Source organism: Desulfogranum marinum (assembly GCF_016918565.1).
Classification (GTDB): Bacteria; Desulfobacterota; Desulfobulbia; order Desulfobulbales; family Desulfobulbaceae; genus Desulfogranum; species Desulfogranum marinum.
The window spans coordinates 1-22,835 of record NZ_JAFFQD010000025.1 but is presented as its reverse complement, the minus strand read 5'-3'; the positions used below and the strand labels follow the sequence as shown (position 1 = coordinate 22,835).

Here is a 22,835-nt window from a genome sequence, read left to right as displayed (position 1 = left end):
CCTGCTGTGTCGGCAACGTATTGAAGTCTGATCAACAGCGTTGCCGCTCGGTATCTGCACCGCGTTTTGATCGCTCGTGAATTATTCAATAAAAATAGCCACATTTGTTACTGCGCTTGCGTTTTGGCATAGGCAGATGCCGCACATTCATTTTTTCCGAGATCAAGTTCTTCTTGTTTATCGTCTTCAAACTGTTCAAGGTTGGCATTTACCAGGCGGATTTTAGCATATTCCTCCGGCTGGGGACGCATATTGTCTTTGATGAATTGAATGAATTCGTTTAACTCTTTGATATCGTATATGTTTTTGTTTCGAGCTAACACCTGTTGTAAAGGGAGGGTAAATACAAGATCATCATTGGCTTCAGCCCAGTCAATATAATGACCAGGAAGGACGTTGAGCTCCGGATCAAGTTGCTTGATGAGCTGGATTGAATCATAAAGCAGGTGTGCCCACTCTTCTGCTTTACCGCCAAGGTCGGGTCTTCCGACAGAATTGATAAAAATCATATCACCGGAGATGATATACTTTTCATCAATGATAAAACAGGTCGATCCCGGCGTGTGCCCTGGAGTGAACAAGACTCTCACCTGCGCTCCCCCATTGCTGAAGGTGAATGTTTCCCCGTCCACCAAAGGCTTATAGGGGTTTTTAGATCCTTGAAAGTCCTTTTCGTTAGCATGAAAGATAGCGCCGGTTGTATTTGCTATATCACGGCTTCCAGCAATATAATCTGCCTGCAGATGGGTTTCAAAGGTCCTGACAACTGTGCATCCTTTTTGTTTTGCAAAATCCAGGTAAAAATCAATAGCTCGTGAGGGATCAAAAAACATGATTTCCTTGCCGCTTATGAGCCCGTAACTGCACGATGCTTTACCTGGTCGAATAAACTGGTAGAGCTCGTAGGTGTCATTTTTTTCGATTATTTTGGGGACCAGAAGATTGCCCCAGGATTTGATGCCGCCTGCAAGGTATCCAACATCTTTAAATCCATTTTTTTCTAAAATTTCAGCGACATATTTGGCTGACCCTTCTTTAGCACATACTATCTTTATTTTTTTGTTTTTTGGTACCCGATTGACCGACTCTTCTTCTATTTCCATAAAGTCATAATAGGAGACATTGAGCATTTCAAAAGAATAAGGACTTTCAACCTGAAATCGTTTGAAATCTTTATCGTTACGAACATCGAGGACAACGATATCCTGTTTTTCGGTAAGCCATTGAAAAAGGTCTTTTGCCTGGTATTTGAAAATTGCCATGAATTTTTTCTCCTTACAACATGAGGGCCATATATAGACAAAGGGGTCTTGAAATGAAAGAACGTAAAGATGAACTCTTTGTCTACAATATAACAGGAAAAAAACAAAAAGAAATAGGTAACTATTCAGCAACATCCTTCCTGCGCACTATCTGACTGAAAAGCAGAGCACAGGTATAAGGTCATTTTACCTGATAGCCTTTTTGTCCAATATCTCGGAGCCTAGTGCTGACGCCTTTATGCTTAGGAAATTACTACGGATGTAAGCGAATAATCCGAAAACAATTATTATCGCATGTATTTTTTTCCATACCTCAATCGTGCCCTAAAATTCTCATTATCCACGGGGCCGTTAGCTGTACAGGGGAAAAGGGAAAGGTGGAGGTGTGTTTGTTGTTATTTTTGGTGGGGAAAGGTTATGCCTTGTCGAAATGCAAAGACAAAGAGGGTAACGTGGTATTTTCTGTCATCACTCATTTTGTATTTCCATTTTTATTACGTAAAAATTGCTGTTTAAATAGCAACTTTTCCTGTTTTTAATTTTGACAAAAAATGCCTTTCCGTCCTAGGATAGAAGAGAATGCTTTTACTTGATTTCTTTCAATTTATATTGTGGTTCGTACTATTGTGAACACGATCTCTCTCAATTCAACAGTGCTCCATCTGCATAGGATTTGTTTGATACTCATCCTTTTTTGCTTTTTGGGAAGTTCTCTTTGTGCCGGTTCTGTGGATCAACTTTTTCCAATCCAACAAGACAAGAGGTATGCAGCGTTCGATAGCTGCTTTGAGGGAGTTACAAAGGTTGAATCGGTTATTTTTTTTTAGCAACGAAACAAGACAACTAAACAATGAGTTATAATTCTGTCGGTGATTTTTTTCTTTCCTTACTAAGGAACTTCACCGAATATATTGATTTGTCTTACAGACCTGCATTCGTCACAGGCGGACTCACCATTGTTATCATTCTTTTGATTCTATTGTTTGTTCTCAACTATCGAAACAAGAAAGTTATTTTTACAAAAAATGAAGAATTAAAAAAGGCTGAAGCGCGATATCATCTTATTTTTGAACAATCGCCTATTTCGTTATGGGAGGAGGACCTTTCAGAGGTAAAGAGCTACATTGATGACCTTCAGGCTGAGGGTGTACAGGATTTTGGGTTATATTTTGAAATGCACCCAGAGGCCTTGCGAGTGTGTGCTGATAAGATAAAGGTTACAGATGTTAATGCGCGCACGCTTGATTTATATGAGATTGACGATAAAAACGATTTGTCAGGAATAAAGGATATTTTACCTCAGGGGTCAGAGTGGATTATCAAAGAAGAAATATTGGGGTTTCTCGATTGCGGCTCCTTTGACGTGACAATTTCTGATCGTACGTTGTCTGGTAGAAATCTGACCATTGAATTAAGAGCTGTTGTTGCAGCTGGCTACGAGCAAAACTGGGAGAAAGTATACGCCTCAGTTATTGATATTACGGAGCAGACCCAACTCAAGCAGGAAAAAAAGGAGTATGAAAAACAAATACAGCAAACCCAGAAATTAGAAGCAATAGGAAGTCTCGCCGGTGGAATTGCTCACGATTTCAATAACATCCTTTCTCCCATTATGGGGAGAGCTGAGTTAATGTTACTTGAAGCCGGCAATAATGAAGTAATGCAGGAGCATTGTCATCGGATACTGGATGCATCCAAAAGAGCGCGTGATCTTGTCAGGCAAATTTTAACCTTTAGTAGAGAGGTGAAACAGGAAATAAGACCGGTTTCCATGGAGAAGGTCATTGAAGAAGTTATGCAGCTTATTCGTCCTATTTTGCCTGCGACTATTACGCTTGCCCAGGAAATCCCGGCTAATTTGCCTTTGGTTATGGCTGACACCACCCAGTTACATCAAGTGATCATGAATTTGATTACCAATGGTTTTCACGCCATGGAAAATATAAAGGGTACTTTACAGCTTGAACTTAGCGAAGTTTTTTTAGGGGTTGATGATTGCGACCATGAAACACTCTCACCCGGGCGGTATCTTTGTCTTACCGTTGCAGATACCGGACATGGGATGGATACAACGACCATTGATAAGATTTTTGATCCCTACTTCAGTACCAAGGCAAGGAACAAGGGAACCGGCCTTGGGTTGTCCGTAGTACATGGTATTTTGCGAGGCTATGGTGGAGGTATCCGAGTAACAAGTGAGGTGGGCAAAGGAACCACTTTCTTTGTGTATCTTCCTGTTATTGAAATGAAGAAAAAGAGTTCCACCAATAAGAATGTGCATGGGCCAATTCCCAGAGGTGACGAGCATATTCTTTTGGTTGATGATGAGAAATCTGTTGCAGAAGTCACCAAAAACATGCTTGAAAGAATGGGCTATAAGGTAACCATGCGAGTGAGCAGTCTTGAAGCATTGGAGGCATTTCGTAACCTTCATGACCGGATAGATTTAGTCATAACTGATCTTACCATGCCTCATTTTACAGGACTGCAACTGCTTGCACGGGTGAGGCAGATTAATGATCAACTTCCGGTTATAGTTACGACCGGGTTCAGTGAGCAGCTCGATATTGATAAATCCTCTGCTTTAGGCGTTAACGAGTATCTTGCAAAACCTGTCCTTATGGAAGATTTAGGTCGTTCGGTGAGGTCTGTACTTGATGAAGTCAAGACAGGGATGACTTACTCGTAACAAACAATAAAGCTATCTTAAAAATTGCTAATCCATCCAACTTCCTTGTAACATCCAAAATTTTATCTTCTGCGGTAAGGGTCACTGTGGTAACCAATGTATATGCCTGTGGCTATTTTTTTTTCGTCTGTTTCAATTGTGGACGAAAAATTTAATTATTCAAGACGCCCTCTAACCAGAAAAGAGTAACAGTAAACAAGGAGATGTGATAAAGAGTGCTCTATCCTGCAGATAAGTTTTTTTTTGCAATGCAAGCGCATGAGCGTCGTTCCCAAAAAAAGTTGCTCCCTTAGATTTCTTTATTTTCCCTTTTATTCGTTTAACACATTTTATAATGGCTCAAAAAAAAATAATTGTCATAGGCGGAGGTGCATCCGGACTGATGGCTGCTGGTGTAGCCGCAACTAACGGTGCGCATGTCATTTTACTGGAAAAGATGAAAACTCCGGCAAGAAAAATTCGGATAACCGGCAAGGGGCGTTGCAATATTACTAATACGGCTCCCATTGTCGAATTTATCGATCATTTTGGTAAATCAGGCCGTTTTCTCAGGCAAGCATTTGGCCGGTTTTTTTCAGGTGAACTTATAGCATTTTTTGAAAAGCGTGGCTTAAAAATCGGCTTTGAACGAGGAGGACGCGTTTTTCCAGCAGATGGTGATGCGCCCCTTGTTGCTCGCCTATTGGTCGATTGGGTCAAAGAGGCGGGAGTAGATTTACGCACAGAGATTTCGGTTGTAGACCTTCTGGTGAAAAAAGGACAAGTTGCAGGAGTGGTGTGCGGCCATAACCAAAAAATATATGCTGATGCCGTTATTCTGGCAACTGGTGGAGCCAGTTATCCGCGCACCGGTTCTACTGGAGATGGGTATCGTTTAGCACAATCTGTTGGTCACACCATCGTTACTACTCGCCCAGCGCTGGTCCCACTCCGTACCGCGGAAAGGATTGGTAACGGTTTAGCCGGACTGCAATTAAAAAATATCAATGCCCGTTTGTTCATCAATGGAAAGAGAAAAACCCAAGCATTTGGTGAACTCAGTTTTACCAAAAATGGCCTTTCCGGTCCGATTATACTCACTCTAAGTTCCCTTGTTGTAGATGCACTACGTTCAAGAGCACAGGTGGCTGTCATTTTAGATCTTAAACCTGCGCTTGACGATGCTAAGCTTGAAGCCCGGATGCAGAGAGACCTGCAAAAACGACCCCATGATCCTATGAGTAGCTTTCTTAGGGGACTTATGCCTCGCGAGTTAATCCAGCCTTGCCTTGATTATGCTCAGATCGATCACAATATGACTGCGGTTATGCTGCCTGCTCAAGCTAGAAAAAAAATACGACACTGGCTTAAAAATTTTAGATTTGAGATTACCGGCTATGGTTCCCTTGAAGAAGCCATCGTTACTGCAGGAGGGGTTAAAACAGCGGAGATAGATCCGTGTACCATGGAGTCGAAAAAGAGTAAGCGCCTGTATATTGTCGGCGAACTGCTGGACATACAAGCTGATACCGGAGGATATAATTTGCAGGCAGCTTTCAGTACCGGCTGGGTCGCAGGAAAGGCTGTATGCGGGTAAAATCCTGACCAGTTGTTAACTTCGTTAAGATTGCTTATGAGAGCATTGTGTCTAGCCCGAAGGGGGAACTTTTTGATTTAAAACTGAAAACAGGTTGTTAATTGTACAATTACTCTTTAAACAATAATATCAATTGATTGAGTTTGAAATCAAAAGGTTCATGAGAAATTCGGGTTGTTCAATTATACACTGTTTGTATGTGAAACTGGCATGTCGTTGACGATGATAGATCCTGATCTGTCTAAAAAAAAGCTGGTAATCAGCGCTTATTTTTTAGGAAATAAATAAAATAGCCGTTGACCTTGCCAATGAGGTTGAGGGTTTCTTTATACTGGGGAGGGCGATTGTTGGTGATCGAGTATTCACCTGCATTCCACGCTGCTACGACCAAATCCAGCTTGCCTTGAAAATTGTAATTGTATTTGGATATCAGGTAACAGGTAAGCAGGATATTTATGGATGGGTTGTACAGATCCTGGGGGCGAAGATTGAGCAGTCTACGCTTGCTGACATACCGAAAATTTATATCTTTTTTGGCTAATTCACTGGCCGCCTGTTTGCCTGTAGGAAATGTTATTTGACAGAGTCCTTTCGCATCTTTACTGGAAGTTGCCCTTGGGTCGCCATTGGATTCAGCCAGCATGAGCGCACGGATGAAATTTGCATTTACCTTGTGACGAGGCTTGAAATAAGAAAAAGAGCTGAAATATTCAATAAGATGATTAAACCTGGCCACATTGGCGGCCTGTTGATTAGTAACGGATATGTTCCTGTGTTTTCTAACATATTGTGACAGCGCTGCTTTGGCATCTGCAGTGTACACGAGATAGAGCAAGCTGAATATGAGCAGATAGGAGAGTCTGCGGGAAAGATATCTCTGCATTATACATCCTGCCGGCGAAGCTGTTCCTGTTGTTCCTGGAAAAATCCGGACAGTACTTCGGAAAGATACCAGCCATCCAGGTTACCTACGGTTTCCCTTATTGAATGCATGGCCAGGGACGGGATCCCGATGTCAACTGTAGGCACCCCGATGGCTGCAGCGGTTAAGGGGCCGATGGTTGATCCACACGCCATGTCATTTCGCATAACGAATTCCTGCACAGGTACTTCTGCTTTCTCGCATATCAATTTGAACAGACCACTGGTGACACTGTTGGATGCATATCGTTGATTGGCATTTTTTTTGAGTACTGGTCCTCTGTTGAGTTTTGGTAAATGGTTCCCTTCATATTTGGTTGGGAAATTAGGGTGCACGGCATGGGCGTTGTCCACGGAGATAAACAGCGACCTGCTGGTCACCCGGGTGCGATGAGCCGGCTCCGGGTAGAGGCGTTCAAGGACGGATTGCAGAAACGAGCCTTGGGCACCGGTGGTGGATACAGAACCTGTTTCTTCGTTATCATTGAGTACAATCATAAAATCCTGTGGTGCTTCGGTCATTGTTGCAGCTTTTATCAGTGCATAGCAGGAGAGAAGGTTGTCAAACCTTGCACTGGTCAGAAATTCTTTATTAAAACCGACTTGAGCAGGTGGTTGTGCATCATAAAAAAACAGGTCAAAGTCAAGTATGGAGGTCGCTTGATTGGCAGGACAATCCATATCAAGCTGTTCTTTGAGCAGGGCGTGGAAATCCGGCGTTATGTCGTCGTGAGCCATTAATGCCAGCGGAACAATGTCATTTTGCTTGTTGATCGAACGGTTGTCGTTTGCTTCTCGATCAAGGTGAATGGCCAGACTGGGAATAATGGCGACCGGTCTTTTGAAATCAATGAGCCCAGACTGTATTGGTCCCTGTTGAGGCTTCCAGGTCAGGCGGCCTGCCAAGGAGAGATCCCTGTCAAACCATGGATTGAGCAGCGCTCCCCCATAGACCTCGACCCCAATCTGAATGCAGGATTGAGTTGTAATAAGTGGTTGGGGTTTTACTTTTAAACAGGGGCTGTCTGTGTGGGCTCCTGCCATTCGTAAAGTTTGGTGTGGGTGAGGTGGTTGGGTCAGGTTGAAAGCAATGAGGCTGGAGCGGTTACGGGTTACGTAATAGGCACCAGGTTCAAGTCCCTGCCAGGAGGCAGCCTCGTCAAGTCGTTGAAATCCGTTGAGGGAGAGGATTTCCTCACTGTTTTTCACAGCATGAAAGGGGGTGGGGGAGTCCTGGATGTATTGGAAGAGTCCCTGTACAAATTCTGTTGGTTGCATTGTATATTTCCGGGGTCAAAAAAGAATACCCTGTACAAGAAGCCAAGGGTAGCGGATAAATGTTAAACGAGCTTTAAGTACTATGTTGCAAAGTTGTAAGATGACTGTTCACGCAACAGCTGTAAAAGCTTGTCGGGATAATGAGGGCGTAGTTGCACTGTTTTCAGGCTCTGTTGACTCGACAGTCGTTTCAAGTTCCTTTGAAGGGCGGGCAGCTGATTCATCTGCACTGGCTTTTTGCATTTCCTGTCTTGCCTGGGCTTCTTTCTGAGTGGCGGTGGCAGCTATTTGTCGATCTGCTGAAGAAGGGTTTGCCGGGGCCAGTGCTGCTTTTCGAACAGTCTGCATTTTTTGAAGAGTGGCTTCCGGGGTACTTTCTTTACTTATATCTATCGGCACCTCGCCACCTACGGCATACCTTTTGCCGTCGGGTCCTTTTTGGTAGGTATATTGTGCACTGCCTGCAGCATACTGGCCTGCATTTGCCAGATGCGCCTGTTCGTGACTGCGAACTTCCATGTCTCGCTGTTTGAGTTGTTCAACAGCACGTTGTTCTTCAGCGTTGAGTTGTGCTATCTGCTGGTTGTTTTGGCGAGGTTGGTTTTCAGCTGTGTCCTGTTTCTCCCCTTGGGCATCATCTTTGTTTTGCGCCAAGCCGGCAGCCAAGTGTCTGCTTTGTGGTGACAGTGTTATACGATCAAGCGTTTCATTAGTGCCTGTATTTTTAGTAAGATCAGCCTGTGACGCCGGCACAGGTACACTGATCTCTCGAGCTGGTTGCGATTTGAGTTGGCCTGATGTATAGCCACCACCCAGAGAGGGTAAAAGCGCTGTATGTGTTGATGCCTGATTGGAATACATGATGATAGCAGAAAATAATAAGTTGTGTATCAAGCAAATATACGGCAAAAAAATGACGATGTACAGGTGCAAAAGAACTTTTCCAAGCCTATTTTTGCAAAAATATTTTAACTGCGCATAAAAAATATCGTGAGAGCAGAGGCTTTTGAGAGATGTCAGTCAAGAACAGCCAGTTCTAAATAGAAAAAGTGAAGAAAAAGAAAAGCTTGATTTTCCGGGTTGTATATTTTGCTTTGCAACTTATCAAGCAGTGCTCCTGGTACATGCAATCAGGCTGGATAATGATAAGGATGCTCCTTTTTACAGCATGGTGGTGCGTAAAGTAAGCGTAGGCTCCGTAGAGTGCTCCTGAAGCGTTATTCTGCTTTGTCATTTTTAGAAAGGTCTTGAGTGTAAACCATGCAATCATTAAAAAAACATTACCTTATTATTGAGCCTTATTACGGCGGTTCCCACAAAATATTTATCCAGGGCTTGCAAAAAGAATTACGTGATCAGGATTTCACTTTGTTAACCCTCCCGGCGAGAAAGTGGAAAATGAGAATGCAGCTTGCTGCTCCCTGGATGGCTGAACAGATAATTGGGTTTATTCAAAACGGGTATCGATTCGATGGAATACTCACGTCTACCTTTATAGATGTTGCTGTATTGCGCTCCTTATTGGCCGGCAGGGGCATCTTGCTTCCTGTTGCCATCTATTTTCATGAGAATCAATTTGCCTATCCTTCCAGGCCCCAGGATCAGGCGCGTTTTCAGTTCACGGCCATTAATTTTACTTCAGCGCTGTGTGCAGATAGCCTGGCCTTTAATAGTGAGTATAATCGATCAACTTTTTTATCTGGAATTAGGCGTTACCTTAAAAAAGCTGCTGACATTAATTTGCATCATTTAGTCAATGATCTTTTTGAAAAATCGACTGTGATTTCTCCTGGAATGGACTTCTCGCCTATTGATGCCCTTGGGCAAGGAACAGAAAGGCCAACCAGTCCTGTCGTGGTTTGGAATCATCGCTGGGAGCATGATAAGAATCCGAACTCTTTTTTCTCTACGCTGTTTGAGCTTTCCGAGCAAGGGGCTGATTTTCAGCTTTTGGTTTTAGGGGAAACGTTCCAGGATAGTCCGGAAATATTTGACAAGGCAAAGACCAGGCTTGCAAAGCATTTGCTCCATTTTGGTTATGTTCCTGATCGGACCCGGTATTATAAAATGTTACAAAGAGGAACTATTGTGGTTTCAACAGCCATTCATGAATTCTTCGGCATGTCTGTACTCGAAGCCGTACGGGCAGGCTGTGTGCCTTTGGTACCTGATCGCTTGGCATATCAAGAACTTTTTCCTGTGGAGTTTCGCTACAAAAAGAATCAGTTGAAAAAAAGATTGGGTGATCTGATCGATCGTAATGAGCAGATGAGCCAGGAAAAAAGTCAGGCTCTCACGACACCCCATTCATGGAAAACTGTGGGCGCAGAGTATGTTCATTGGCTAAGTGCATTGAGGAAGGAAGAAAGATCGTGACCCTTCAGCAACAGTCAATCTGCACATAGTATGGCCCAAAATAGTCCATTACTCCATGGTTGACCAGCCTGCTTGCGCGTATCTGGAGAATTGCAGAACAGTTACAAGATTTCTAGAATTGCAATCAGTGAAATATTGAAGAAAAAAGAAATGTTAAGGACTTGAAAGAGACGGCTGTAATGAGATGGAGAAGGACGAAGCACGAGGTGAAAAGAAAGCAGCCCCACAGTGAGGAGGGCGATTGTGCCGGTGGAACATCTTGAAAAAATGGTGAGAAATCCGGGTAAGCTTGAAATGATGAGGCCAACTGATGCATAGGCAAAAATCCAAATCCACGTTATCCGCCGTAGTTTGTTTTCAGAGAGGGCAACTGCTAAATTAGGGTGATCGACACGGATATAATCATTTTTGTGTACTAATAATATGAGGAAAAAATGAGGAACCTGCCAGAGATAAAAAAAAGTGGCAATGGCTGCTATTCTGTAATCAGCTATCGAGCCTCCAGCGGCACACCAGCCGATGACAGGTGGAAGTGATCCTGCCAGGCCACCAATCAGAAGAGAGAGGCTGGTTCGATGCTTGAGCGGAGTATACAGGCCATTGTAGATGATAACTCCAAGTATGCCCAGTAATAAAGTCCTAGCCGTTGCATCGATTGTTAATAGCAATAAAAAGGCGACGGCTATCAGACTGCCGAGAAAAGGTATAACCATAGCGGGCGAGAGTTGACCCGTGACAAGCGGGCGGTGGCTCGTTCTTTGGTAGAGCCTGTCGATCTTTCTTTCTTGCAGACTGTTGAGCGCCGCAGATCCGCAGGCCAGGAGAAACATAGCCAGAGTGAGCAGGACTAGAGTACCGTTTATCGTGCGAGTATACAGGATATAACCAAAGCCTGCTGAAAGAGCGATGGGTATACAAAGTACCCCTTTTATTAGCTGCAGCCAGGGCACTATAAAGGCAAAAAAAGGGGAGCTTGCCTTGATCGTGCTACTCATCTTCTTGATCGAGCCATTCCTGGTACTGATTTTTAGGGAGGACAGTCAGCTTGGCAACCATTTGAGAATGATCCAATCCACAGTATTCGGCACATAAAATGTCGTATTGTCCGGGCTCGTTGGTTCTAAACCAGACATAAGTAGGAAAGTTTTTAACGGCATCTGCTTTGACTCTGAAAGCAGGGATATAGAAACTGTGCAACACATCCAGAGACTCAATATTGAGCTTGATAGGTGTATGGGCCGGGACAACCAACTCATTTTCTGTTTCTTTGTCGTTGTCGTAAATAAAAATCCAGGAAAACATCTGCCCTAAAGCCTCTATCTGCACTGCGCCGGCTGGAACATTACGTAGGCCCGTGTATGACTGCCAGCCGACCCAGAACATTGAAAGAGCAATGATAGTGGGGATGACTGTCCATAGAAGTTCGAGTTTCCAGTTGTCTCTAATATCTGCAGGTTGAGGGTGTTTAGCGCGGCGATACCGAAAGACAAAATAGACCATGACGACGGTTATGCCCGCCAGAAATATCGCAGAAACAATGAATATATACCAGAATGCGCGATCTACCCCTAATACAGGATCCATATTTTATACCTTTTCTCCAATATTATCGGAATGCTACATCCCAGAATGTAAAGCTTATCATTATTGCCAGGAAAAAAATGGTGCATAGAAAAGAAACTTTAATGGCTTTGCCTTCGTATTTTAGATGCATGAAAAATAAAAGGACAAATGTAACTTTGGTCGAAGCAATCCCAAGAGCTAAGGGAACATTCATAATGCCGAGGTCAACATAGCTGACGCCTACGGTTATCCCTGTAAGCATAAGCAGGATTGCAAGAACAGCTGCCAGGGTTTTGTATCCCATCAAATGCTGAGGTGCATCATTTTGCATAACCACTCCTTACAATCTTATAACACCAAGTAAAATAGAGGAAAAACAAATATCCAGATAAGGTCGACCAAGTGCCAGTAAAGGCCTGAATTTTCAAGCATGGCAAAGTTATTATGCTCTATTTTGCCCTTAGCCACCCATATAAAGCTGACAGCAAGTAGGGTCATGCCGATAATAACATGGAGGCCATGGAGGCCTGTAATCACATAATAGAGACCGAAGAAGATATTTTCACCAGGAGGGCCGTTGGTCAAGGTTTCAGAGTTAGGGTAAATGTCGTGGTGAAATTTATATCCCCATTCAAAATACTTGTTCACCAGGAAGACAACACCGCATAGAAAGGAAAAAGCCAGCAACCCCAGGGATAGCTTTTTGCTGTTTTTTCGGATCGCGGTAATGGAGGCTGCCACAGTAAAACTCGAGATGAGTAAAATGACCGTGTTCAGGGCGCCGATAACCCTGTCGAGCTGTTTGCCCCCGGATACGAAATCATCGGGGTACATGTGCAGGTACACGGCATAGAGAACAAACAACCCTCCGAAAAGAATGATTTCTGTGTAAAGAAAAAGCCACATGCCAATTCTTATGCCAGTAAAGTCACTCTTGTTTTCCATAAAAATCTCTCCTAACCGAATTGAATAGTGATAAGTGGCTTAGGGGGTAACCTGTCCTTTTTTGCCTGCATTTTCAGCGGTCAGGATTTCTGAAAAATCATAGGGATATTCTTTTACGTTGGGTTCAGCAACAAAGTTATGTAATGGTGGCGGTGAAGGGACTGTCCACTCAAGGGTAACCCCACCCCAAGGGTTGATGGAAGAAATCTCCCTTTTTCTGAAACTTAAAACAAGGTTGATCAACATCAACATAATGCCGACAAAGAGCAGCAATCCACCAGCAGCGGCAAGGGCATTGCCTTGTGCAAATTGCGGCAAATAGTCATAGTACCGACGCGGCATACCCTGCATGCCAAGAATAAACATTGGAACATAATGGAACATGAAACCTACTGTAGCCAAGGTCGCAGCTATGTAAGCACGTTTGAAGTTGTACATGATGCCGAACATTTTGGGCCACCAGAAGTGAAGCGCCGCAAAGAAGGCAAACCCGGTACCGCCGAACATGGTAAAGTGAAAGTGGGAAACTACGAAATGAGTGTCATGGACATGGATATCCGTACCCGCTGCTCCCAAAACCAGTCCAGTTAGTCCTCCAACTGAAAAAAGATATATAAATACAAGCGCATAGAGGAGAGGTGGCGTCATCTCAATGGATGCTTTGTACATCGTCGACACCCATGAAAATACTTTGACTGCCGTTGGGATAGCCACCAGGAAGGTAAGCAATGAAAAGACAAATACAGCAGTATCGCTCATGCCGCTGGTATACATATGGTGTGCCCATACCAGTGAGCCGGCAACCGCTATCCCCAATGAAGAGATAACAATGGCTTTATAACCGAAGATGGCCTTTCGAGAAAAGGTGGGAATAATTTCCGAGATGACACCCATGCCGGGGAGAATCATCACATAAACCGCTGGATGGGAGTACATCCAGAAGAGGTGTTGGTACAGCAAGGGATCTCCGCCTTTGTCAGGGTCAAAAAGGCCGATATTGAATGCTCTTTCAAAGATGACCAGCAATAGAGTGATGGAGATAACAGGTGTGGCCAATAGCTGCACCCAGGCCGTTGCATATAAAGACCATGTGAAAAGAGGAATTTGCATCCAGCCCATGGCTTTATGACGCATCCGGTGGACCGTTGTAATAAAATTAAGCCCGGTAAGCATAGACGACATCCCCAGAATAAAGGCAGCAAAAACCGTAAGGGGAACATTGTTGTTGGTACCGACGCTGAAAGGCACGTAGAAGGTCCAGCCGGTATCCGGGAAACCCCCAGCTGTAAAAAGCGATATGATTGCCAGCAGACCACCAAACATATACAGATACCAGGAAAGAAGGTTTAACCGCGGGAAAAAAACATCATTGGTGCCAAGCTGGATCGGAAGAAAAAAATTGCCGAAGATAGCGGGAATAGCAGGGATGACAAACAGAAATATCATGATAACGCCATGCAGGGTAAATGCAGAGTTGTAGATCTCTGCCGACATGATGGTTTTTCCGATAGTCATTAATTCGATGCGGAGAAGAAAACCTACGGTTAGAGCAACTGTGAACCAGAACAGCACGGCCCATAAATACATGATGCCCAACCGTTTATGATCATGGGTTAGTAACCATGCCTTGACTCCTGTGAGTCCAGCAGGGGAGGGGGTATCAAAAAAAGAGTGTATAGCTGGCATGGAAACACCTTTCAATCCTGATTATTTTTTTTTGCGCAGGAAAAAGAAAACAAAATAGAAAAAACCTGCAACTAGCAGGGTTACTGTTGAGAGTTTAAGAATAGTGAAAATAGTTTGGTTTTGTTTGGGGCTGTAGTTGAAACAAAAAGAGAGAAAACGGCGAATGGAAGTAGCCGGTGTTCCTTTTTCAGCTTCTGCAAGGGCGAGGTCAACATCGCCATGCAGGAAAGACCCGTAAATGTATTTGATAATTTGTCCTTCGCTACTCAGGGCCACCAGTGCAGAAGGATGGATAAATAGATGATCACTCTGCTTTTTGAAGGTATAGCCGATAGCATTGGTAACACGAAGAATGTTTTCTTTGTCGCCGGTGAGAAATACCCAACCATCCTCTGGGAAATCTGGGCCAAGTAACTCTGTATAATTTGGTTTTGCAATAGCAGCGGCTTCAGGTGGTTCCACTTCGTTAAAACTCATTGAAATTACTCGGAATGAACCCTTCGGATGGCTTGTTTTTTTTATTGCCTCTGCCAGATTAGCTTGGTCAAATGAGCATGCCCTTGGACAAAAATAATAGACAGGGAGGAGTAACGTCGGCCGATCTACAAGTTCGGCAAGGGTTATGACTTTGCCTTTCTCATCTTTAAAAGTGGCTTCCAGTGGAACAAACTGACCTGTTTTTTCCGTCACCCATTCTTCAGGAGCCACTGATTGCTGCTCAGAAAGAGAGAGGCCTTGTTGGTCATGAGCAGCGTGCTCACTATGGTCCATTTCAATTGGACTCTCATGTTGCTGATGGTTCTTGTGCATCTGCCCTTCCTCTGCCAGAGGCATATTGGGCGAGGTAAGCGCAAGCATTAGTACTAGGAAAAAACACAATCTCAATATAAGCTGCATGCCGTTTGTTGGTTTTATGTTGGAGATGACAAAAGAGTACACCACGATGAGGAGGTGGTGCACTCTTTTCACTGGAAAAATTGCATACGCAGGAGTTGTCACTCTTACTCTTTTACACTGCCATTACTAAGATTGACTATCATCGCTTTGTGATATGTATGTTTCATGCGGGTTGAATCTCTGTCAGGGCCGTAGGCCAAAAGCACCACCGTATCTCCCTGAAGGTCAAGGGTTGCATCAAGGGAATCCCCTGATTTGACAGGGATGGTAAACTCCAGTGTTGTCTGTTTGCCCTGTTCGGAGCCTCCGACGACTGTCACATCATTGTTACCGCCTCTTTTCGTGTCTTGACCGTGTTGGGTGGCCTGGGTCCCAAATTCATCAAAAATGGAAACTTTGCCGCCTTTGACATAGCCGACAATAAAATCTGCGTCCTTCATTTTTTTACTGGGATTAAACCCAATTCCAACCCAGCCCTTGGTGGGTGCCGTCAGTTTTACTGCAAGCACATCACCATTGATCGACCAATCGAAACGCATCTTGTCGGCAGTGACGGAATGCTGGTAATCTGCTGCTGAAGACTGGGCAGTAAAGAGCAATGTACAGACAAACAGTGACACCAAGACAGAGGCATATTTGGATAACGTCATGAAAAATCTCCTTTTTTTTATTATGGTGTTGTTAACCGCCATATACAAGTTCGCCGCCTGAAAAACCGAGACCAGTAGCGCAGACAAGGCAAAAGACATAAACAATAAACAGTGTTTTGGGATCAGTACCTCCCCTATTCATTTTGATAGAAAGACCAAGCAGTATGACAAGTACTGCTGCTAAAACCATTTTAATAACGATGAGCGGTTGATAGGTGCCGCCGTAAAAATATTGCCAATCAAGAATGCCGGCTATGATGGTTGGAAAAATAAATATCAGGGCAAGAACAGAGCAATGTAAGGCCGTTTTTCGCAGGTCCTGCTTGTTGAAATACCAGGCGATAAGGCCAAAGAAAAAACAGCCCATAACCATACCCATTGGAATGTGAGTTGCTGCAGGATGAAGAGGGTGGGTAAAGCCGACGCTTTCTAGAATTCCATAAATAAATGTGGTCATAATCTGCCTCTGCTGAAGTTGAAAGAGCGATTGTTATTTCCGGTAAGCGCGAATGCTGGGATTGTGCGGTAGCCGTTGCTACTGATCTCCTTTTAAAAAAAATGTACTTGGATGTAATTAACCGCAACGAATATAAAGAGTAGTTGCAAAAAATGATACCATATCAGCTTACAGAAAAACAATAATCTATTTTTCTTCAAGAGCAATGGTAACCAGTCATATTTAATAAAGATTTTCTTGGTTTTTTGTGGTGATAGTTTATAGAAAGCCAGCTGTGGATTATTGTTTACTGTTAATTGTCGCCCTATAAAAGTAACCTTAACCCGAAGGGGGAGCTTTTTGTTTGAAAACCAAAAAAAGACTGTTAATCGTGCAATTTATTTTTAAGCAAAAATATCAATTAATTGAGTTTGTAAACAAAAAGTTCATGAAAAATTCTAAGAGATAGCTGCGCAACGCAGGGTGGCGTTAAATACCATTTAAGGACGGATTTGGCCCCGTTTTTGTATATACAATTTATACTGAAAGCATGGAGATACAGGTGTATGGACAACATTATACTCATTGGTTTTATGGGAGTCGGCAAGGGAAGAACTGCGCGAGCACTTGCCCAGGATACAGGTTTAGTTGCCATTGACACAGATGATCTCATCGAATCCATGGCAAAAAAGAAAATACGCAAAATTTTTGCCGATCAAGGGGAACCCGTTTTTCGGGGACTTGAACAGAAGGTAGCTGATTGGCTGAATGAACACGTTACCGGCACTCTTATTTCAACTGGTGGCGGCTTCCATCAAGTTGAAAATTTACGTGATATTGGAATTGTTATTTATCTTCATGGGCGCGTTGAATACATTGTGGAGAAAATTATGGCGCATCCAAATGCAACCAAAAAAATAAAAAAACGGCCATTGTTAAGCGATATAAAAAAGGCCAAAGAACTATTTGACAGTAGGCTGCCGCAGTATCGCAAGTCGGCAGATCACATTATCGATGTTGAAGGCAAGAGTGTTGCGCAAATATCTAGTGAAATTATAAGATTGCTCAAGCTGGAAAGGAGAGGGTAATGACGGAAATGATCCCTTATCAGAGGGGCTTGAATGCCGACAGAGACGCATGGGTGACAAATTTTTATACGGAGAACCACCTGGCATACGAAACTTTTCCCGACATGGTCGCGTCTCCCGAGCAGTTGAATTTTATGGTTCACCTCGAGCGCGAACAGTTCTATTACCCTTGTTCAGATGCTCTTTTTAGCGCGATTATTGAAAAACGTGCCGAGACAATGCTGACCTCGGCATACATCACTATCTGGAGCAGGCTGGAGCGGTTGGTGCGTGAGGTTATAACGGATTCTTACAAACAACAATATCTGTTGAGCCTTCTTTCTATAAAATACAACAACGAAATTTCCAACAAAGTCCACCTTCCAGGAAGGCTTGAAAAACGGTTGCTGGGTATTTTCACCACCATCAGTGAGATTGATCGTCCATTAGCTGAAGTAAAGGAGGTTGAAAATAAGCGGGTATTGGCTTTTATGGAATCAGCAGCTTTCAAGACAGCTTTTGAATCCCTTGAAGGGCTTGAAATCGAGAAAGAAACCACGCTTTTTGATATCGACTTGCAGCTTCACCTGCTGCGCCTAAAACGTCTTCTATTATTGTCATCTATGCGCACTATCTGGAAACATGATACGCCGCCGGATGAACAGACGTTGAAAAAGGTCATGAATAAAGCTCTGCAGGGGAGTCAATGGGATTGGCTAAAGCATTGGCTTCGGGATGTACTTTCCGGAAGACGGCGTCCCTGTATACTATGGCTCGCAGGCAGGTCTGGGGAGATAGTTTTTGATTTAGCGATTATCAGAAATCTCATGAAATTGGGGATACGGATTATCTTGGCTGTGAAGCAGGATTTTTATTACCACCGAGTTTCGTTCATCGATCTCCTGGAAGACACTACCCTTGAAAGTTTGTTGGATGACGCTACTTTTATTTATGATTCGGCTATTTCAAAAAATCAGCTACTTAAGCATCTTGACAGCGATAACAGGTTACTGGTGGTTTCCGATGGGACTCGTGAGCCATTTAATCCGCTTTTAATGTCGGTTACCTTTGCGCGGTCGTTTAAAGAGGCTGACCTTTTGATCAGTCGCAGTCCTGGTTGCCGAGAAACTATCAATAACAGGTTTCAGTTTACACGCGATATTATTTCCATAATTCCTGGAGATGATGGACATATTGACATGCAGCTGAAGCCACACCATGCCGCGACAATTCGTTTTCCCCAGTCTGCTCTGCGAAGGAAAGCAGAGGAGATGGTCAGTATGGTGAAAAAAGAAAAAGAACAGGGGAAGAAGGTGATGTTTTATTCAGCCATAGTCGGCTCTATTCCCGGTCAACTGCAAACAGCAAAAGACATTTTGAGCGTGTTTGTTAAGCATCTTCGTGCGACCCTCCACAATGTGATAATAATCAACCCGGCAGAACATTTTGAAGAAGGGATGGATGCTGATGACATCATGTATATGTGGGAGATTTTTCAGCGATCAGGGACCATAGACATTTGGCGTTTTCAAAGTGTTGCTGATGTGGAAAAATCCTTTGCCCTCATGGAGAAAATGGTACCCCCGGAATGGAGCGGTAAAGATGCTACCTACTCTACCGGGTGTACCAAGGAAATGGATATAGCCATAGAGATGCTCCAGCAAAATCCTGAAATGCAGCTCATTGGGCCACCCCTTGAAAAATTTCAACGTCGCCGTGAGTATGGAGTTGGCAAGTTGTATGATAGATCATTGGTTGAAGGTGTTTAATTGTAAAAAAATTCCCGAGGTGTATCGCCTGGGTAACGCATAAAATTTGTATACATACTGTCAGGAGGACAGCAGAATGCAGGAAAAAGAGAAAATTGGGTATTTGGAATCTACTTGCCGCAATATATATCCCCAGGATTCATCTTATAGAGATAAAGCAAAGGCTCGTTTAGATCAACTGACCATGCCGCACTGGGCGTTGGGAGATCTTATGGATCTGGCCGTAGATCTTGCGGGAATGACCAGGAGCATGACGCCGCCTGTTGCCAGGAAAAAAATGGTGGTTATGGCAGGGGATCATGGTGTGACTGCGGAGGGAGTGTCAGGCTACCCTGCAGAAGTAACTACCCAGATGGTGCACAACATTATGAACAAAGGGGCAGGCATTAATGCGTTGGCCAACAAGGCTGGGGCTGAGGTGTTGGTGGTTGACATGGGAGCTATGGATACATTTGAAGGAATCAAAAACGCTCCAGGTTTTTTAAGCAAGAAGATTGCTCAAGGTACACAGAATATAATGGTAGGCCCAGCCATGACCAAAACCCAGGCAGTTATGGCTGTTGAAGCAGGTATTGAAATAGCTTCTGCACTTGCCGTAGATGTTGATGTGTTCGGTACAGGAGAAATGGGAATCGGCAACACAACACCGAGCAGTGCTATTGCAGCGGTCGTTACGGGGAAAACTGTTGAGGAGGTTACTGGTAAAGGGACTGGTATTGACGATGAACAGTTGACGCACAAGGTAGGTGTTATCAAACAGGCAATTGCTGTCAATAAACCGGATGCCAAAGACGGTATTGATGTGTTGACAAAATTAGGTGGGTATGAAATCGGTGGGATTGCTGGTTTAATTCTTGGTGCAGCTGCGTTGAAAAAGCCAGTGGTGGTGGATGGGTTTATTTCAACTGCAGGAGCGTTAATCGCTTATTTGATAGAACCTTTTGTTCGTGATTATATAATTTGTGCCCATAAAAGCGTAGAGCCTGGTCATAGCTTTATGCAGCAGAAAATGCATTTGAGGCCCTTGTTTGATCTTAATCTTAGATTAGGCGAAGGAACAGGTGCAGCATTCGCTATGCATGCATTAGAAGCAGCAACAGCTATTCTTACCGATGTGAGCACTTTTGCAGAAGCAGGAGTGAGTCAAAAAGAGTAGCCGGGTCATTTTGTACAAAAAATTGTACTTATAAACAAGGCACTCTTGACACCTTAAAATCAAAATGCTATTTTAATAAGAAAAATTACTATATTTGAATCGCATTGAATGGTGCCAACGTGGAAAAAATATTTTTATTCCTTTTCTTTCTTTTATCGCTGACAGCTTTTGGAATCTCTGGTGCTGATGCACAGGATGCTCAAGCATCCTTGCTGGATTCAGCCATGGACCAAAAGCAGTACACTATCCCGGCTGGTTTGACAAAAAATGAACGGCAGTGGTTTATTAAATTTCAGGAAGGGAATTTTTTTGTTGATGGGTGGCAGGATATCACTATAAGCATTTTAGAAAAAACCCCTGTTGCCGAGCAACCGAAACAGAAAATACTGCTAGCCGAATTAGGTAATAAAATCGGGACTGAATGGTGTAAAGACAACGATATTCGTAAAATTGATACCGACATGCTTAAAATATGGGGTAAACAGCTGAAAAATACAGCGAAGAAGAATCCTGACCATCTTGAGACTGTTCTGGTCGCAATCAGTAATGAACTGGATTCGCTCAATCAATAGCGAATAAATTTTTACTCACATCACGTTTGCCTTGGCGCCTTTTTTCTGTGTAGCGAAAAACTAACCTAGGCAATGCACGCAAGTCTTTTTGCGCCTTGAAAATAAACAAAATTCGGCGCAATATTGATACATTTATTTGGTTACAGTCTCCTCGTTTTCAATTGCAGGTTCAACACGGCAAAGAATGTGGCCATGTTGAACCTGTAATTCTATTTTTTCCCCTCCAGTTACTTGACCGGCATCGGTAATAATAGTTCTTGCTCTATCCTTTTTACGGGCTATCGCGTAGCCTCTGGCAAGGGTAGCAAGAGGGCTGATTGCATCAAGAACACCCACTAGATTTTTATACTGTAAATCTTTTGCCTGAAGCAACATGAATACAGCATGCGTCATGCGTTGCTCTAATAAAGCGACTCTTTGGCTATGAGCAGATAATACCGACGTAGGGTTGTGACGTTCTATGCGAGTTTTTTGTTCCTGCAGAGCCAGCCTTTTCCTTTCCAACCCCGTGAAAATATTGTTTTCAAGGGTCATGCCTAACTGACTTACCTTGAGGAGTAATGTGTCGACAGGATGGGCCATATGGCTCAGCCTTTGGCGACTGTAACGGAAACGATGTTCAGATTCCCTGATAGTTCTCTGTAAAGCCTGCAACAATGCATTGTTAAAGGCCGCTATATTTTTTTGTAACTCCATTGCATCCGGTAAAAGCATTTCAGCTGCCCCACTAGGAGTAGGAGCACGGAGGTCAGCTGCAAAATCTGCAATGGTGAAATCAATTTCATGCCCCACTGCGCTGACCACCGGAATGCATGACCGGCGTATTGCTCGAGCAAGCTGCTCATCATTAAAGCACCATAAATCTTCTATGGAACCTCCACCTCGGCACAGAACTACAATATCCGTTGCTTTAAGATTGTTGACAGTGCTGAGTGCTTCTATTATTTCAGCTGGGGCCTGGTGTCCTTGTACTGCCACGGGAACGATTGTGAGAGTGGTATTCGGATATCGCCGTTTTGCAATTTTGATGAAGTCATGGACAGCAGCTCCATCAGGTGATGTGATCAGAGTGATGTTGTTTGGGAATTTAGGAAGTTCTTTTTTTACCTTTTCGTCAAACAGTCCTTCTGTTGCCAGTTTTTTCTTAAGTTGCTCAAAGGCAGCTTGCAGGTTACCTGCTCCATGAAAATCAACGGCATCAACTATAAGTTGATAATCTCCACGAGGCTCATACACAGAGATTCTGCCGCGACAGATAACCTGTTTTCCATTTTGCAATGGTTCTGCAAGGTATCTTTGCTGCATTTTAAAAAGCACGCCTTTTACCTGCGCTTGTCCGTCCTTTAAAGTAAAATAGATATGGCCGGAATAGGGTTTACGCAGGTCCGTAACTTCTCCTGAGACGCTTATAAATGGAAAACGACCTTCCAGGAGGGAGCGGATCTGTTTGTTAAGTTCTGAGACTGTGTAAATATGTGAAGGTCTGTCCATAATACATTTTGAAAATAGTAAGAAAATAGAGTGCGCTGTTTTTTGCTTGATGTGGCGTGTTTTTCTCTACCTGCCAATAGGCCAAAGGGATATTTCCTGTAGGCAGGCGAACCTGGATGTCTCGGGCTAACCTTGAATTGAGAAGGTAAGGCGTCCCTACCATTTTTTTAGAGCTCTATAAAGCAGATTTTGTTTCGTTTGTTGAAAGATGATTGATAGAATCATAAATCCAATGATCCAGGAGTCTGTGACGTTTTGTTATAAGACCTGATAATCGTTTGCCTCTATTTACTTAAGGGTTTCTCGAATAATTACTACAGCAAAACAAGCGCAAATAGTGTTTTAACTGTCTGAAATATTGATATTATGTTATACTTTTCCATCATCTTCTAAGCCGTTTTTTACTTGATGGAGCCGATATGTTTCAGCCAGGATTCTTCGACCTTGATAATCGGATGCGTAAAATCGACAGCAACGGTGACCCTCTTACCAAAATTAATC

At 43.4% G+C, this 22,835-nt stretch carries 20 protein-coding genes; 7 read left to right on the top strand and 13 right to left on the bottom strand.

What is annotated here, in order from left to right; translation table 11 throughout:
• Positions 1–107: 107 nt before the first annotated feature.
• Positions 108–1,262: an MBL fold metallo-hydrolase gene (locus tag JWH17_RS14115; RefSeq protein WP_205223272.1), complete on the bottom strand. Its 1,155-nt coding sequence runs from the start codon at positions 1,260–1,262 to the stop codon at positions 108–110.
• A gap of 850 nt (positions 1,263–2,112) precedes the next feature.
• Here JWH17_RS14115 and JWH17_RS14110 point away from each other — a divergent pair.
• Both JWH17_RS14110 and JWH17_RS14105 read left to right on the top strand, forming a co-directional pair.
• The gene (locus JWH17_RS14110; protein ID WP_205223271.1) at positions 2,113–3,951 is read left to right on the top strand and encodes a hybrid sensor histidine kinase/response regulator; all 1,839 of its coding nucleotides are present in this window, start codon (positions 2,113–2,115) and stop codon (positions 3,949–3,951) included.
• A 334-nt stretch (positions 3,952–4,285) separates the two neighbouring features.
• A complete protein-coding gene (locus JWH17_RS14105) occupies positions 4,286–5,527 on the top strand; it encodes a BaiN/RdsA family NAD(P)/FAD-dependent oxidoreductase (protein WP_205223270.1) in 1,242 nt (413 codons plus the stop codon).
• Between the two features lie 259 nt (positions 5,528–5,786).
• Here the strand turns inward: JWH17_RS14105 and JWH17_RS14100 are convergent, their stop codons facing one another.
• The 3 genes from JWH17_RS14100 to JWH17_RS14090 form a co-directional block, all read right to left on the bottom strand.
• Entirely contained in the window at positions 5,787–6,410 is a 624-nt protein-coding gene (locus JWH17_RS14100) for a lytic transglycosylase domain-containing protein (RefSeq protein ID WP_205223269.1), read from the bottom strand.
• Positions 6,410–7,726, bottom strand: coding sequence for a M18 family aminopeptidase (locus tag JWH17_RS14095; RefSeq protein ID WP_205223268.1), 1,317 nt, complete (start codon positions 7,724–7,726; stop codon positions 6,410–6,412). The genes JWH17_RS14100 and JWH17_RS14095 overlap by 1 nt, the downstream gene beginning before the upstream one ends.
• 108 nt (positions 7,727–7,834) lie before the next feature.
• Positions 7,835–8,587, bottom strand: a complete 753-nt coding sequence (locus tag JWH17_RS14090) for a putative metalloprotease CJM1_0395 family protein (RefSeq protein WP_205223267.1) — start codon at positions 8,585–8,587, stop codon at positions 7,835–7,837.
• Between the two features lie 399 nt (positions 8,588–8,986).
• Here JWH17_RS14090 and JWH17_RS14085 point away from each other — a divergent pair, with 399 nt between their 5' ends.
• Entirely contained in the window at positions 8,987–10,102 is a 1,116-nt protein-coding gene (locus tag JWH17_RS14085) for a tRNA-queuosine alpha-mannosyltransferase domain-containing protein (RefSeq protein WP_205223266.1), read from the top strand.
• 101 nt (positions 10,103–10,203) lie between these two features.
• Here the strand turns inward: JWH17_RS14085 and JWH17_RS14080 are convergent, their stop codons facing one another.
• The 8 genes from JWH17_RS14080 to JWH17_RS14045 form a co-directional block, all read right to left on the bottom strand.
• Positions 10,204–11,097, bottom strand: coding sequence for a protoheme IX farnesyltransferase (locus JWH17_RS14080; protein ID WP_205223265.1), 894 nt, complete (start codon positions 11,095–11,097; stop codon positions 10,204–10,206).
• A complete protein-coding gene (gene coxB, locus JWH17_RS14075) occupies positions 11,090–11,686 on the bottom strand; it encodes a cytochrome c oxidase subunit II (protein ID WP_205223264.1) in 597 nt (198 codons plus the stop codon). Before coxB ends, JWH17_RS14080 begins: the two co-directional genes overlap by 8 nt.
• 22 nt (positions 11,687–11,708) lie before the next feature.
• On the bottom strand, positions 11,709–11,996 hold the full coding sequence (locus JWH17_RS14070; protein ID WP_205223263.1) for a cytochrome C oxidase subunit IV family protein: 288 nt from the start codon (positions 11,994–11,996) through the stop codon (positions 11,709–11,711).
• A 17-nt stretch (positions 11,997–12,013) separates the two neighbouring features.
• Positions 12,014–12,610, bottom strand: coding sequence for a cytochrome c oxidase subunit 3 family protein (locus JWH17_RS14065; protein WP_205223262.1), 597 nt, complete (start codon positions 12,608–12,610; stop codon positions 12,014–12,016).
• A gap of 39 nt (positions 12,611–12,649) precedes the next feature.
• Positions 12,650–14,296 carry a cytochrome c oxidase subunit I gene (locus tag JWH17_RS14060; RefSeq protein WP_205223261.1) on the bottom strand — a complete coding sequence of 549 codons (1,647 nt, stop codon included), beginning with the start codon at positions 14,294–14,296 and terminating at the stop codon, positions 12,650–12,652.
• Between the two features lie 21 nt (positions 14,297–14,317).
• On the bottom strand, positions 14,318–15,106 hold the full coding sequence (locus tag JWH17_RS14055) for an SCO family protein (RefSeq protein ID WP_205223260.1): 789 nt from the start codon (positions 15,104–15,106) through the stop codon (positions 14,318–14,320).
• Between the two features lie 191 nt (positions 15,107–15,297).
• Complete coding sequence (locus JWH17_RS14050; RefSeq protein WP_205223259.1) at positions 15,298–15,843, bottom strand: DOMON domain-containing protein; 546 nt, start codon at positions 15,841–15,843, stop codon at positions 15,298–15,300.
• A gap of 31 nt (positions 15,844–15,874) precedes the next feature.
• Positions 15,875–16,300 carry a DUF2231 domain-containing protein gene (locus JWH17_RS14045; protein ID WP_205223258.1) on the bottom strand — a complete coding sequence of 142 codons (426 nt, stop codon included), beginning with the start codon at positions 16,298–16,300 and terminating at the stop codon, positions 15,875–15,877.
• A 545-nt stretch (positions 16,301–16,845) separates the two neighbouring features.
• On the opposite strand from JWH17_RS14045, the gene JWH17_RS14040 reads away from it, so the two are divergent.
• The 4 genes from JWH17_RS14040 to JWH17_RS14025 all read left to right on the top strand — a co-directional run bounded on the left by JWH17_RS14040 (position 16,846) and on the right by JWH17_RS14025 (position 20,843).
• Positions 16,846–17,367 (top strand): shikimate kinase, encoded by a 522-nt coding sequence (locus JWH17_RS14040; RefSeq protein WP_205223257.1) that lies wholly within the window; start codon positions 16,846–16,848, stop codon positions 17,365–17,367.
• Positions 17,367–19,115 carry an ARMT1-like domain-containing protein gene (locus JWH17_RS14035; protein ID WP_205223256.1) on the top strand — a complete coding sequence of 583 codons (1,749 nt, stop codon included), beginning with the start codon at positions 17,367–17,369 and terminating at the stop codon, positions 19,113–19,115. Before JWH17_RS14040 ends, JWH17_RS14035 begins: the two co-directional genes overlap by 1 nt.
• Positions 19,116–19,191: 76 nt before the next feature.
• A complete protein-coding gene (gene cobT, locus JWH17_RS14030; RefSeq protein WP_205223255.1) occupies positions 19,192–20,271 on the top strand; it encodes a nicotinate-nucleotide--dimethylbenzimidazole phosphoribosyltransferase in 1,080 nt (359 codons plus the stop codon).
• Positions 20,272–20,390: 119 nt separating this feature from the next.
• A complete protein-coding gene (locus tag JWH17_RS14025) occupies positions 20,391–20,843 on the top strand; it encodes a hypothetical protein (RefSeq protein ID WP_205223254.1) in 453 nt (150 codons plus the stop codon).
• Between the two features lie 132 nt (positions 20,844–20,975).
• On the opposite strand, the gene xseA is transcribed toward JWH17_RS14025, so the two are convergent.
• On the bottom strand, positions 20,976–22,334 hold the full coding sequence (gene xseA / locus JWH17_RS14020; RefSeq protein ID WP_205223253.1) for an exodeoxyribonuclease VII large subunit: 1,359 nt from the start codon (positions 22,332–22,334) through the stop codon (positions 20,976–20,978).
• Positions 22,335–22,835: the final 501 nt, after the last annotated feature.